The organism is Bacillus sp. M5A3_1b (assembly GCF_053345335.1).
The window spans coordinates 381304-394712 of record NZ_JBKEZY010000006.1 but is presented as its reverse complement, the minus strand read 5'-3'; the positions used below and the strand labels follow the sequence as shown (position 1 = coordinate 394712).

13 protein-coding genes are annotated in these 13409 nt (G+C 33.6%); 11 read left to right on the top strand and 2 right to left on the bottom strand.

What is annotated here, in order from left to right:
• The first annotated feature begins 84 nt into the window (after window positions 1–84).
• Together ACLBWW_RS19390 and ACLBWW_RS19385 are read left to right on the top strand one after the other, a co-directional pair.
• Entirely contained in the window at window positions 85–660 is a 576-nt protein-coding gene (locus tag ACLBWW_RS19390; protein ID WP_048546940.1) for a TetR/AcrR family transcriptional regulator, read from the top strand.
• A 288-nt stretch (window positions 661–948) separates the two neighbouring features.
• A complete protein-coding gene (locus tag ACLBWW_RS19385; RefSeq protein ID WP_447614171.1) occupies window positions 949–2325 on the top strand; it encodes a lytic polysaccharide monooxygenase in 1377 nt (458 codons plus the stop codon).
• A gap of 194 nt (window positions 2326–2519) precedes the next feature.
• Here ACLBWW_RS19385 and ACLBWW_RS19380 read toward each other — a convergent pair whose 3' ends face one another.
• Both ACLBWW_RS19380 and ACLBWW_RS19375 read right to left on the bottom strand, forming a co-directional pair.
• The gene (locus ACLBWW_RS19380; RefSeq protein WP_048546946.1) at window positions 2520–3929 is read right to left on the bottom strand and encodes a phosphatidylinositol-specific phospholipase C; all 1410 of its coding nucleotides are present in this window, start codon (window positions 3927–3929) and stop codon (window positions 2520–2522) included.
• A 418-nt stretch (window positions 3930–4347) separates the two neighbouring features.
• On the bottom strand, window positions 4348–4917 hold the full coding sequence (locus ACLBWW_RS19375; protein WP_002065511.1) for a hypothetical protein: 570 nt from the start codon (window positions 4915–4917) through the stop codon (window positions 4348–4350).
• Between the two features lie 644 nt (window positions 4918–5561).
• Here ACLBWW_RS19375 and ACLBWW_RS19370 point away from each other — a divergent pair.
• The 9 genes from ACLBWW_RS19370 to ACLBWW_RS19330 all read left to right on the top strand — a co-directional run bounded on the left by ACLBWW_RS19370 (window position 5562) and on the right by ACLBWW_RS19330 (window position 13391).
• Window positions 5562–6404, top strand: a complete 843-nt coding sequence (locus ACLBWW_RS19370; RefSeq protein WP_048546949.1) for a metallophosphoesterase — start codon at window positions 5562–5564, stop codon at window positions 6402–6404.
• 208 nt (window positions 6405–6612) lie between these two features.
• The gene (locus ACLBWW_RS19365) at window positions 6613–6864 is read left to right on the top strand and encodes a hypothetical protein (RefSeq protein WP_000548621.1); all 252 of its coding nucleotides are present in this window, start codon (window positions 6613–6615) and stop codon (window positions 6862–6864) included.
• 177 nt (window positions 6865–7041) lie between these two features.
• Complete coding sequence (locus ACLBWW_RS19360) at window positions 7042–7767, top strand: ABC transporter ATP-binding protein (RefSeq protein WP_048546950.1); 726 nt, start codon at window positions 7042–7044, stop codon at window positions 7765–7767.
• Entirely contained in the window at window positions 7764–8783 is a 1020-nt protein-coding gene (locus tag ACLBWW_RS19355; RefSeq protein ID WP_098200171.1) for an ABC transporter permease, read from the top strand. The genes ACLBWW_RS19360 and ACLBWW_RS19355 overlap by 4 nt, the downstream gene beginning before the upstream one ends.
• A gap of 24 nt (window positions 8784–8807) precedes the next feature.
• Entirely contained in the window at window positions 8808–9461 is a 654-nt protein-coding gene (locus ACLBWW_RS19350) for a TetR/AcrR family transcriptional regulator (protein ID WP_048546954.1), read from the top strand.
• 4 nt (window positions 9462–9465) lie between these two features.
• Complete coding sequence (locus ACLBWW_RS19345; protein ID WP_098049441.1) at window positions 9466–10434, top strand: YbgA family protein; 969 nt, start codon at window positions 9466–9468, stop codon at window positions 10432–10434.
• 216 nt (window positions 10435–10650) lie between these two features.
• Complete coding sequence (locus tag ACLBWW_RS19340) at window positions 10651–11796, top strand: acyl-CoA dehydrogenase (RefSeq protein WP_048546959.1); 1146 nt, start codon at window positions 10651–10653, stop codon at window positions 11794–11796.
• 15 nt (window positions 11797–11811) lie between these two features.
• Window positions 11812–13149 (top strand): acetyl-CoA carboxylase biotin carboxylase subunit, encoded by a 1338-nt coding sequence (locus ACLBWW_RS19335; RefSeq protein WP_048546961.1) that lies wholly within the window; start codon window positions 11812–11814, stop codon window positions 13147–13149.
• A 26-nt stretch (window positions 13150–13175) separates the two neighbouring features.
• The gene (locus ACLBWW_RS19330; protein WP_001987345.1) at window positions 13176–13391 is read left to right on the top strand and encodes an acetyl-CoA carboxylase biotin carboxyl carrier protein subunit; all 216 of its coding nucleotides are present in this window, start codon (window positions 13176–13178) and stop codon (window positions 13389–13391) included.
• The last annotated feature ends 18 nt before the right edge of the window (window positions 13392–13409 follow it).

Sequence of the window (13409 nt, the reverse complement as noted above, 5' to 3'; positions counted from 1 at the left end):
GCAGGAAAGGATAAGAAGTACGAAATCGAACCATAAGGATATAAACGGTTCGATAAGCAACTTTGGGAAGGAGATTGATTAATAATGGGAGAGGATGTTCGCGTTTATAAAACGAAGAAAAATATTTCTAATACACTTATTAACCTCTTGAACGAAAAAGAGTTTGGTCGAATTACAACTAAAGATATTTGTACACATGCTTTGGTGAGTAAGTCCACATTTTACAGCCATTTTGCAGATAAATATGACCTTTTGGAAAAATTAGTGCAAAATTATGTCTGCTGGTTCAAGGAAGAAATTGAATTTCGTTTCGCATTAATAGAGAATGGAAATGTGGCTCAAGCTATTAATATGATAACCGATAAGATCTCAGCGCGAAAAAAAGAGGTTGCAACTTTACTCCATGTACGTGTTCCCTCAGCGGATTTACGTTTAGAATTAGAATCTATTTTATATAATGCCTGCTATTCCTATTTGAAAGAGAAGCAGGTTGAAGTAAGTGTGCCAATTGACTTTGTAGCTCAGTTGTATACAGCAAACGCAATGGTGTCAATCAATTGGTCGCTGAGCAACGATAAAAATCCAGATGTGGTTGAACTAATCGATAATATGCAGAGATATGTTTTTGATCTGATTTTATCAGGTGGTGAGAGGATGTAATAAATCATGAAACCTGCTTAATAATGTAGCTATCGTGTGGGGTGTGGTTGTAAAAAATTAAGTAATCGATATTTGAATTTTTTGTGAATCTTTATTGTTTTTTTATAAACTCTTTACTACATAATGTTACAAAATAGAATTAATTTGCTTAATTTAGCCCCATATCAGGTTAATAAATAAACTAAATGTGTTTATGTTATTGAACTATTAATATATTAGTGGGTGATTTGTTCGTTTATCCCTATATTGCTATTATATTAGCGTAAACAATATATTGGGGGGACAAGTATGAATTTGAAATTAACATCTAAGTTAGAAAGATTAAGAAAAAGTAAAAAAGGAATTGGTGCTTGTGTTTTAGCTGCAGGGGTGACGGTAATTACAATGATTCCTCAAAGTGCATATGCACATGGGTTTGTTGAAAAGCCGAGTAGTCGTGCTGCTTTATGTAGTCAGAATTATGGAGCATTAAATTTAAATTGTGGAAATGTAATGTACGAACCTCAAAGTCTAGAAGCACCTAAAGGATTCCCAGATGGTGGACCGATTGATGGGAAAATTGCTTCGGCAGGAGGACTGTTTGGAGGGACTCTTGACCAACAAACATCAAATCGCTGGTTCAAAAACACAATAAAGGGAGGAGCAAATACATTTACATGGAAATACACAGCGGCACATTCTACAAGTAAATGGCATTATTACATTACAAAAAAGGGATGGGATCCTAATAAACCATTAACACGTGCTGAATTAGAACCAATTGGAACTGTGAACCATGACGGTTCGGCCGCATCAAATAATTTAACACATACAATTAATGTACCAACTGATCGAAATGGTTATCATGTTATTTTAGCTGTATGGGATGTAGCAGACACGTCAAATGCGTTTTATAACGTAATTGATGTAAATTTAGTAAATAATGAAACTCCCGACACAGTAGCTCCAAGTCAACCAACGGGATTAAATGCGTCTAAAGTTTCTGCCAATAGTGTTGAACTAACATGGAAGGCCTCTACTGATAATATAGGCGTAAAAGAATATCAAGTGTTACGTAATGGAGAAGTAATTGGGACGGTACCAGGTACAACTTTTACTGATAAAAAACTAAAAGCAAATACGGAATATACCTATACAATAAAGGCATTAGACGCTGCTGGAAACATATCAAAAGAAAGTGAAAAACTAAAGGCTAAGACAACAAATGAAATTCCAGATAAAGAGGCTCCAACTCAACCAAAAGGATTACATAGTATGAGTACAACAGCGACAACTGTTGATTTGATGTGGAGTCCGTCTGAAGATAATGTAGGTGTTGACCATTATATTGTATATAGAGAAAGCGCTGGGGTTATGAATAAAATTGGGGCAGCTGATAATACATCCTTTATGGATAAAGATTTGAAGGCTAATACATCGTATAAGTATGTAGTGACGGCGGTTGATTTAGCTGGAAATGAATCTAGTAGAAGTGATGTTTTGAATGTAACAACAAAGTCAGGGGATTCCACATATGAAAAATGGGATGCAAGAAAGGCATATACTAAAGGTGATAGAGTAGTACATGAGGGAAAAGTGTATGAAGCGGTTCAAGATTATCAAGGGAACGGCGACTCAAATTGGATTTTTGCCCTATCACTTTGGAAGCCAGTTTTGAATAAATGATAAGCTGGAAAAGGTAGTTAACATTTTGGGATTTCTTTTTGAAAATTAAAGGTCGTTCCAAATACGGATTATCTAATGGTTTAAATGATATGTGAGTAAATTTAATCACCATCTTAATGTTTACGTAATGAAATCAAAAAAGAACCCCAATGGTATTCCATCAAAAAGGAATTCTATTGGGATTCTTTATTTTTTTAATTTGTAATAGCGTATATTTTCACTGTAAATTTGTTAGTGGCACCAATTGGACTTGCAATATAATATTTAGTATTTGTGTAGGCTTCAGTCCTAGATTCATGTGAAATATTTTTCCAAAGAGTAGAATCTGTACCTAGGGAAACGTCAATCATTACATTGAAAGAAATAGAAGAAGGATAATCTTTTTCTGAAGGTTCAATAACCCATTTTAATTCCTTAGTACCTACAGGTAAACTATCAATTTTAAAGTTTTGACTGGATCGGTTTTTTTGTCCGGATAAAGGACTAGATTCGGATGAAATCTGCGAAATTAATACTTCTTTTTCATTCGAATGTATACCATTTAATTTAATGATACTATCAATTAAACCTGGCCCAGGAAAATCAGCTGCGATGATACCAGAATATTTAATTCCACCTTGTTGCAAGAGTTCGGTCCCAAGTGTATTCATACCACCATAATATACTTGTCCATTTCTATCGCGGGGGAAATCACTCCACGCATTAGTGAAATTCGTTTGAATCAACTTAGGATTACTATCAGTATTTCTGTTCTCTTTTCCACTTGCAACAAACCAAGGATATACATTATTTAAAAATGCAGCTGCACCACCTGTACCGCTAAAATGGTTGAGATATATTTTTCCATTATTAAAGTTAGTATTTGCATTTTGTAGATGGGTTTTTACCGCATTCCATTTTCCATATATTTCGTCTGGACCGCTTCCAATTTCAAATTTATCTTGTATATTCAAACTTTCGTAATCAATACCGTACAATTGAGAGGATGTAAAGTTTTGTAAGATTACAATTTTACCCCGGATATCTCCTAAAGTAGGGTTGTTTCTATCTGAAGTTGGTACGGAATTAGGGTCCCAAAAATATGAAGCATTAACGTTTTTATATTTTAAAAATATCTCCTCAAATGATAGTGATCCACTTTCAGGAGTAGTTTCTTCTTTTAAGCGCATTAAAATTGTTTCTGTCGGATAATCTTTTAAGAATTGAATTGCCTCTTTTAATACATCTTCAAACACTGCTTTTTGGTTTGCAATACCATGGTACATTGCAAAAGAATCTTTTACACGTTTAACACGCATATCTACATATCGAATTCCAGAATTTAATTGTTGGGGTAGACTCATAGTTTGATTTCTTGTCAAATTTTCATCAAGAAAACTTGCGCCATGTAAAGCCATTGTACCGTGAGTCCCTGGAATAGATAATTCACTTAATTTTATTGAATCTGCTACTTTCGACATCCAAGCTGGATTTTGATAGCCTATATTGGATTCATAGGAATAACCGGGATGACTATCAGCAAAAATAGTAGATGGTGTACTTAAACTTACTAGTGTAAAACAAGTGAGGATGCTAATTTTAAAGAAGTTTTTCATTTTGTTCATTTTATCTCTCCTGACCTTAAAACAATAGTTAAAATAAGATGGTTTTTTACTATATTTATTGTTGTCATTCTTTAAATAATGAATTGTTGTATTTGAAAAAATTTAAAAAATAGGAGATGTAAGTTATTTGAGACTTTAATAATTTGTTGTAATGAATTGTACCTAATAGCCAAACGGATTCTTAAAGAATCGAAGTACGGACTCGAAAAAACAACCTTTTATCGTATTGTATACAAACAAAACAGAAGCCTTAAAAAAGACTTCTATTTTGTGACATATAATGAATGATAAGCTGGTTAACAAATCAAGATAATGTGACTGAGTGGTAAAAATCTATTAATAGCTGTTTCAGAATTTCTTATAACAAGGCTACTTAGGAAAAGTGGATCTCTACAATGCTAATAAAAATTTGAAAATTCTATTCATTAAAACTTAAACTAACTACAGTTGCTATAGATTGGGCTGCATGTTCCCAGCTGCCATCTATAACTTTCCCAATCTGCTGACCGAGTGCATTTAAATCATTTGGATTAACTGGAATCCCATTATACGCAGCAAGAATTGATAAAAGTGGAGCAGCAAATGGTGTCCAACCACCTCTATCAATATTAAATACAGGCTTATCTATTACCTTTCCATCTTGCACTGTAAACTCATAATAAAATTGATCATCTGGACGAAAACTTAAATGATGAGAAATTTGTCCCTTAACATATGTTTTACCACCACCTAAATTTACTACTTCAATTGGTTTTACATTAAATTCATGCTCAAATACTTTAATTTTTTTAACTTCTGGACCATTTAAGGCAGCCTTAACCGCTGTTTCCAAATTATTTTGTGCGAATGGTTGAATACTCATTTGTGCCTCTTTTTGTTGGATAGGAGCCTCTTTTTCTGCAGCAAACACCGATGTAGTCGGTAGTGCACCTGTAGCTAATGTAGCTGCAAGTGCTGTCGTCATCATGATTTTTCTTTTCATCTTCATAGTTTTCTTCCTCCCTTAAAGTAATGATATATAATTTTTTAAAGACTGACATGGGGCAATATTTTATTTCATAATGCACGCAAAAACTAGGTTAAGAATTATGTCAGAAAATCAAAATTAATTATATATTCATTTACAATGATATCTATCTACACATGTTTTTTCAATTTTCTAACAAATGGTACAATAATAACTTTTCATAAGGTAATTTAGTGTTTCAATTTTCTCTATGCACGTTTTAAACAAATTAAAATCGGAGTGGTAATAATATATTTACAAGCAAATGTCGTATATAATTTGAGAAAAGTACACAATTTTTTTATAAAAAACTATAGGAATTATCGTTATATCGTTATCAAACTAAGTAAGATAAATAATAATATGATGAAGAGCTTCCAGTGATTCGCTATAAATTCACTGAAAAATGAGCAGGACATCATACACTCATGCACGACAACTAGGATATCAAAGCTCCACTTTATAGCGAATGAGCTAATACGAATGAGATTGAAAAATTTTATTAGTGGCGTATAAAACTATAACAAATACTACAAATCAATTAAAAAATTTCAGTTATTCTGAATGCGAAGGGCACGTAATATTTATTGTGAACTGTAGTACTGATCAAGAGTTTAGGAGGAAATATGAACAAAAAGACTAAAAGAATCATATTACTTATTAGTATTTTAGTAAGTTTTAGTATCTTTTTATATTCACAAAACAATTTAATAAGTAAAACTGAAGTTAATATAACATCTAATAAAATCCCCTCTTCTTTTAAAGGTTTTAAAATTCTACAAATTTCAGATTTACATAATAAAAAATTTGGCGACAATCAAGAAACTTTAATTCAAAAAGTAAAAAGCATAAATCCAGATATTATTGCAATTACGGGTGATCTAATTGACAGTAAATCATACGATGCAGAAGTTAGTCTGGAATTAATACGAGAATTTGTAATGGAGTATCCTATATATTTTGTGACAGGAAACCATGAAAAATGGTCAGGAAAATATAATGATTTAGAGAAAGAATTAAAGAAACACCATGTTACTGTTTTAAGAAATGAACATGTAACGATTCATAAAGGGGAACAAAAAATAAATTTACTTGGAATTGATGATCCGGCATTTGTAGCTGGAAACCGTGATGAAGGAAATGTTGTAAAAGATGAAATTTTAATAGCAAAATTTGAAATGAAGCCAGATACATATAATGTATTACTATCCCATAGGCCTGAATTTCTGGGAGAGTATGCTAATGAGAAAATAGATTTAGTGTTATCAGGGCATGCTCATGGAGGACAAGTTAGATTGCCATTTATCGGAGGGTTAGTTGCTCCGAATCAAGGGATATTCCCTACATATACAACCGGTTTATATGAAAAACAAAATACGTCTATGGTAGTAAGTAGAGGATTAGGCAATAGTATCATTCCGCAAAGAATTTTTAATAGGCCAGAACTTGTAGTCGTACAGTTAAATTGAACTGTACGATTTTTTGTACAGAAAAAATAGGCCATATGCATTTTATACAAGTTAACATTACAGTTTTGTTAAAAATTTTCTACGTTACATAAAGTAACAAAATTTGACCCGGAGAGTTTGTTATAGTGTAAATAATCAAAAAACTTAAAAATTAGTCGAGTGAAAAGTGTGATAAGCAATTCAGTAAAAAACTTAAAGGGGTGTACACATGCATAAAGAATATGAAATTGAAGAGTATACGGCGATTGAGGAACAAATACATTATTATTGTAAATGTTTATTAGTAAGCCATCCTGATCAAATTATAAAGTATTTAGAAAAAAGGTTAGAAAAATATGCAGAAACATTACAATATGCACATTTATATCCTGATACAGTTATTTTACCGTTACAGCAATTAGTTATCGAATATTCTTTAGATGTTGCTAGAATTAGAAAATATATGAATTTAAAAACGTAAAATGAAATATATAATTTAAATGAAACAGAGTCGACTTTAAGAAATGAAATTCTAATGTCGACTCTGTTTCATTGTTTAAGATTGAAAATACATACTAATCAATGAAGTTTGACATATAATTACGCAAGAGTAAAATAAAAGTGAGTACTCACTCATTTTGAAAAGGGGGAAGAATACATGCAGCAACCTGCCATTATTTTACGAACCGTGTCAAAAAGTTTTTGGAAAAAAGAAGTTTTACACAATCTTTCATTGCAAGTTGAAAAAGCAGAGATATTTGGTTTAGTTGGGCCTTCAGGTTCAGGGAAAACGACTCTTATTAAATTGATTGCAGGTATTAATGAGGCAACGAAAGGTGAAGTGCTTGTATACAACACGAACATGCCTAACTTAAATGAAATGAAAAGAATTGGTTATATGGCTCAGGCTGATGCATTATATGAAGAACTATCAGCATATGAAAATGCAGATTTTATTGCAACGATGTATGGATTAAAAGGAAAACATAAAAAAGAAAGAATCGAAGAGGTTTTTGACCTTGTACAATTATCAAAACATATAAGACAGCAAGTGCAGCATTTTTCAGGTGGGATGAAGAAGCGATTATCATTAGCGATAGCACTCCTTCATGAACCTGAAATATTAATTTTAGATGAGCCAACAGTGGGGATAGATCCACTTCTTAGAAAAACAATCTGGGAAAAATTTTATGATTTGAAAAAGAAAGGCACAACTATTATTGTAACGACGCACATTATGGATGAAGCTGAGTTTTGTGAGCGTTTAGGGTTGATTAGAGAAGGAAAGCTAGTTGCGACTGGAACACCTGAAGAATTGAAAAAACGGGTATCATCAGGACGGATTGAAGATGTCTTTTTGTTGGAAGAGGTGGCCCTATCATGAGAGTTACTGGTGTAATCATTCGTATTATTCGCCAATTTTTTCGAGATAAACGTTCGTTAGCGATGATGTTTGGGGCACCAATGTTATTACTTTGGTTATTGTCTCTAGTGTTTACACAAAAAGACTATGTACCGCATATTGCTGTAGTTGATGTGCCTGCTCCTATTGTAAAAACAATGAAAACTCAAGAAGCCTCAATTTATGAATACGGCAAAGAGAAAGCAATTTCAGAGTTAGAACTGCAAAAGGTAGATGCAGTAATTTATTTAGAGAATGGGAAAATGAATCTTTTATTAGAAGGAAGTGATTCATCAAAAAATCGTGCTGTACTTCAAGTTTTACAAAAGAGTTCAGAAAAGAATGATGTATCAGTTATGAAGCCTGAAGTAAATTACTTACATGGCTCTAAAGACTTTACAATGTTTGATGGGCTTGGTCCCGTATTGATTGGTTTCTTTACATTTTTCTTTGTATTTATATTGTCTGGAGTTTCCTTTGTTAGAGAACGTTTAAGTGGTACATTAGAGAGGTTATTGTCCACTCCAGTGAGAAGATGGGAAATAGTTGTAGGGTATATTATTGGTTTTGGAATCTTTGCATTTATACAATCAATTATAATCGTGAATTTTTCAGTTTATATTTTAGACTTGTATGTAGCTGGCTCCATATGGCTAACGCTACTTATTACATGTATGCTTTCTTTAACAGCACTAACTTTAGGGACATTTTTATCAGCATACGCAAATAATGAATTTCAAATGATTCAATTTATACCGCTTGTCATTGTGCCACAAATTTTCTTTTCTGGGTTGTTTCCAATTGAATCTATGAATAAGTGGCTACAAATGTTAGGGAAATTATTTCCGCTCACATATGGAGCTGACGCAATGAGACAAGTGATGATTCGAAATCAAGGATTTACAGAGATTGCGTTAGATCTAACTGTATTACTACTTTTTTCTCTATTATTTGCAATAGGGAATGTATTTGCATTAAAGAAACATCGGAAAATATAATGATGATACAAAGGGGCATTATAGATGAAGAAGGATTGGTTGGATGAATTAATTGCCGCAACTAATACAGATAAACGAAATGAACGTCAAATGCGTATTTTAGAGGCAGCTGTTGATATGTTTGGAGAAAAAGGATATGCATCAACTTCTACAAGTGAAATTGCAAAGCGTGCTGGTGTAGCGGAAGGAACAATCTTCCGCTACTATAAAACGAAAAAAGATTTATTGTTAGCAGTCGTCATGCCGACATTAACAAAGTTTGCTGCACCATTTTTCGTACAAGCCTTTGCAAAGGAAATATTTAAATCGAAGTATGAATCATATGAGGGACTTTTACGAGTTGTCATTCATAATAGATTTGAATTTGCTCAAAAGCACTTTCCTATGATTAAAATATTAATTCAAGAAGTACCATTTCAACCAGAATTGAAAAACGAAATACAACATTTAGTAGAAACAGAGTTACTTTCACATTTTAAAAAGTTGATTGTAAAGTTTCAAGAAGAAGGGGAAATTATTGAGATACCACCATCTTCTGTATTACGTCTGACTTTATCAGCTGTATTAGGTTTACTATTAACACGATTTTTATTATTGCCTGAAGAAAAATGGGATGATGAAGTGGAAATTGAAAATACAATTCAATTTATATTGTATGGATTAACACCAAGGAGGTAATGTGATGCGCCAATTTGCAAAACCAACAATTGTTGTAAGTAAATGTTTAGAATTTGATGCCTGTCGTTATAATGCAGAGATGATACCAGATGTAACAATACGAAATTTGCAGCCATTTGTTACATTTATACCTGTTTGTCCAGAAGTCGAGATCGGATTGGGGACTCCTCGTGAAACGATACGAATCGTAGAAGAAAATGGTGCAAATAGGCTTGTACAGCCGTCGACACGAGAAGATGTAACTGAAAAAATGGAGCAATTTTCAAATGACTTTTTACAAACGATATCTGATGTGGATGGTTTTATTTTAAAGAATCGTTCGCCGAGTTGTGGTACGCGTGATGTGAAAATTTATTCTGGTTTTGAAAAAGCACCAGCAAAAGGAAAGGGATCTGGTTTATTTGGCGGAGCAGTAATAAAAAATTTTTCGCATCTTCCAATTGAAGAAGAGGGTAGATTGTCGAATTTTATTATTAGAGAACATTTCTTTACAAGGCTGTTTACAATCGCGCATTACAAAATGATTAAACATACTAAAAACATAAAAGAACTCGTATCATTTCAATCAGACTATAAGTATTTATTTATGGCATATAATCAAGTGAAACAAAAAGAATTAGGGCGTATTATTGCAAATCAAAAAAATGAAACGATTGAAGTGGTATTTGAAAACTATGAGAAGACTTTATATGAATTATTTATGCGCACACCCCGCTATACATCGAATGTAAATGTATGTGAGCATATTTTTGGATATTTTAAAACTAAGCTGAAAAAACAAGAAAAAGATCATTTTTTAGATTTGATACAAAAGTATATAGAAAAGAAAATCCCGCTTAGTAGCTTACTTGCAATTTTAAAATCATGGGCCATTCGATTTGACGAAAAGTATTTATTAAGACAAACATATTTTGAACCTTACCCTGAAGCTTTAGTAGAAATTTCTGATTCGGGAAAAGGTAGAGATTATTAAACAATAAATTACATAATTCGACAAGAAAACTCCTATGTTGTTGTAGAACAATGTAGGAATTTTTTTGTGCATTAGTACAGAATCTGTTTTAAAATTAAGTTATGACAGAATTATAGCAATTATCTAACTAATATTCGTGTCTTTTAATTCGTAATGTTTGTAGTAGAAACTCGCACGCTGTCGAAACTCAATATTCGATAAGGGGTGTGTAGCGGAATGGAATTTACTCTAACTCGCGAAAAACAAATGATTAAAGAAATGGTACGTGACTTTGCTGAAAAGGAAATCGCACCGAAAGCTGTATATTATGACAAAACTGCGGAATTTCCATATGAAACATTTCAAAAAATGGGCGAACTAGGATTATTAGGAATCCCATTCCCTGAAGAGTATGGAGGTTCAGGTGGCGATACTGTATCGTACGCGTTAGCAGTTGAAGAAATTGGTCGTGCTTGTGGTGGGACAGGATTAAGTTACGCTGCAACAATTTCATTAGGTGCTTCTCCAATTTATTATTTCGGTACAGAAGAACAAAAACAGAAATATTTAATTCCAATGGCATCAGGTAAAACTTTAGGTGCTTTCGGATTAACTGAGCCGAACGCTGGATCTGATGCAGGTGGTACACAAACGAAAGCTGTATTAGATGGAGACGAGTATGTTATTAGTGGTGAAAAGTGTTGGATTACAAATGCAGAGTATGCAAATACAATTATTGTAACCGCTATCAACGGTATTGAAGATAATGGTAGAAAGCGTATTTCGGCATTTATCGTACCGACTACAAGTGAAGGATTAACGATTTCAAGTCCTTACGATAAGATGGGTGTTCGTGCTTCTAATACATGTGAAATCGTACTTGATGGTGTACGTGTACCGAAAGAAAATATTCTTGGTGATGTAAATAAAGGATTTAAACAATTCTTATATACACTTGATGGAGGACGTATTTCAATCGCAGCATTAGCAGTAGGTATTGCACAATCTGCATTTGAACGTGCGCTGCAATATGCGAAAGAACGTCAACAATTTGGAAAGTCAATCTCTAATTTCCAAGCGATTCAATTTAAATTAGCTGATATGGCGACTGAAGTAGAACTTGCACGTAATTTAGTACATAAAGCAGCTTGGTTAAAAGATAATGATAAACCTTTCGGTAAAGAAGCGGCTATGGCAAAACTTTTCGCATCTGAGGCTGCTAGTCGTATTGCAAATCAAGCGGTACAAATTCACGGTGGATACGGCTATATGCGTGAATATGAAGTGGAACGACATATTCGTGATGCAAAACTATTAGAAATTGGTGAAGGAACTTCTGAAATTCAACGTCTCGTAATTGCAAGACATTTAGGATGTAGATAAAAAGGAGGAATCACTATGTTTCAAAAAATATTAATTGCGAATCGCGGGGAAATCGCAGTTCGTATTATGAAAACTTGTCAAAAACTTGGCATTCGCACTGTTGCTATTTATTCTGAGGCTGATGAAAATGCCCTACATGTAAAAATGGCAAATGAAGCTTACTTAGTAGGTGGACCGCGTGTCCAAGAAAGCTATTTAAACCTTGAAAAAATTATTGAAATAGCTAAGAAGACAAATGCTGAAGCAATCCATCCGGGATATGGATTATTATCAGAGAATCCATCTTTTCCGGTTCGCTGTAGAGAAGAAGGAATTGTATTTATCGGTCCATCTGAAGAAATTATTACGAAGATGGGAAGTAAAATCGAATCTCGTATTGCAATGCAAGCTGCAGATGTCCCAGTAGTTCCAGGTATTACTACAAATATTGAAACTGCTGAAGAAGCAATTGAAATTGCAAAACAAATTGGTTATCCATTAATGCTGAAGGCATCCGCAGGCGGCGGAGGCATTGGAATGCAGTTGATGGAAACTGAGCAAACGCTCACCAAAGCATTTGAAAGCAACAAAACAAGAGCACAAAACTTCTTCGGTAACGGAGAAATGTATTTAGAGCGCTATATTGCAGATGCACACCATATTGAAATTCAGCTTTTAGCAGATACACATGGTAACACAGTGTATTTATGGGAGCGTGAATGTTCCGTGCAGCGCCGAAATCAAAAAGTAATTGAAGAAGCACCTTCACCATTTTTAGATGAAGGTACGCGAAAAGCGATGGGGGAAGTTGCTGTACAAGCTGCTAAAGCTCTAGGCTATACAAATGCAGGTACAGTTGAGTTTCTTGTAGATGATCAGAAGAACTTTTATTTCTTAGAGATGAATACGAGATTACAAGTAGAGCATCCAGTTACAGAAGAAATTACTGGTTTAGATCTTGTAGAACAACAACTTCTAATTGCATACGGTGAGAAACTATCATTTACACAAGATGATGTAAAACGTAGTGGTCATGCCATTGAGGCACGTATTTATGCAGAGGATCCGAAAACTTTCTTCCCATCACCTGGGAAAATTACAAATTTAACGCTTCCATCAAATGTACGTATTGATCACTTTTTGGAGAATCAAGTCACGATTACACCTTTCTACGATCCAATGATTGCGAAAGTCATTGCTCATGGTGAAACTCGTGAAGAAGCAATTTCAAAATTACATGATGCTTTAGAAGAATTAAAAGTAGAAGGTATTAAAACGAACACGCCAATGTTACTTCAAGTATTGGAAGACGATGTGTTCAAAAGTGGTATTTATACAACAGGTTTTGTAACGAAACAACTTGTTAAAAAATAAGATTTAACAATATTAAGGGGGAAAAAATGATGACGAAAGTATATGCATCGATGGCAGGAAATGTATGGAAGATTGTTGTAGGAGTAGGAGATACAGTAGAGGAAGAGCAAGATGTCGTCATTTTGGAATCTATGAAAATGGAAATTCCAATCATTTCAGAAGAAGCTGGCACAGTTATGAAAATTAATGTGCAAGAAGGCGATTTTGTAAATGAAGGAGATGTATTACTAGAAATTGAATAGGGAGATATAGGGGGAAGC

Bases quoted from the DNA above. Each gene is read 5' to 3' on its own strand.
- ACLBWW_RS19360 (WP_048546950.1), top strand. From the start codon at position 7,042: ATGCAGCAACCTGCCATTATTTTACGAACCGTGTCAAAAAGTTTTTGG.
- ACLBWW_RS19370 (WP_048546949.1), top strand. From the start codon at position 5,562: ATGAACAAAAAGACTAAAAGAATCATATTACTTATTAGTATTTTAGTA.
- ACLBWW_RS19380 (WP_048546946.1), bottom strand. From the start codon at position 3,929: ATGAACAAAATGAAAAACTTCTTTAAAATTAGCATCCTCACTTGTTTT.
- ACLBWW_RS19350 (WP_048546954.1), top strand. From the start codon at position 8,808: ATGAAGAAGGATTGGTTGGATGAATTAATTGCCGCAACTAATACAGAT.
- ACLBWW_RS19390 (WP_048546940.1), top strand. From the start codon at position 85: ATGGGAGAGGATGTTCGCGTTTATAAAACGAAGAAAAATATTTCTAAT.
- ACLBWW_RS19335 (WP_048546961.1), top strand. From the start codon at position 11,812: ATGTTTCAAAAAATATTAATTGCGAATCGCGGGGAAATCGCAGTTCGT.
- ACLBWW_RS19340 (WP_048546959.1), top strand. From the start codon at position 10,651: ATGGAATTTACTCTAACTCGCGAAAAACAAATGATTAAAGAAATGGTA.
- ACLBWW_RS19375 (WP_002065511.1), bottom strand. From the start codon at position 4,917: ATGAAGATGAAAAGAAAAATCATGATGACGACAGCACTTGCAGCTACA.
- ACLBWW_RS19330 (WP_001987345.1), top strand. From the start codon at position 13,176: ATGATGACGAAAGTATATGCATCGATGGCAGGAAATGTATGGAAGATT.
- ACLBWW_RS19355 (WP_098200171.1), top strand. From the start codon at position 7,764: ATGAGAGTTACTGGTGTAATCATTCGTATTATTCGCCAATTTTTTCGA.
- ACLBWW_RS19365 (WP_000548621.1), top strand. From the start codon at position 6,613: ATGCATAAAGAATATGAAATTGAAGAGTATACGGCGATTGAGGAACAA.
- ACLBWW_RS19385 (WP_447614171.1), top strand. From the start codon at position 949: ATGAATTTGAAATTAACATCTAAGTTAGAAAGATTAAGAAAAAGTAAA.
- ACLBWW_RS19345 (WP_098049441.1), top strand. From the start codon at position 9,466: ATGCGCCAATTTGCAAAACCAACAATTGTTGTAAGTAAATGTTTAGAA.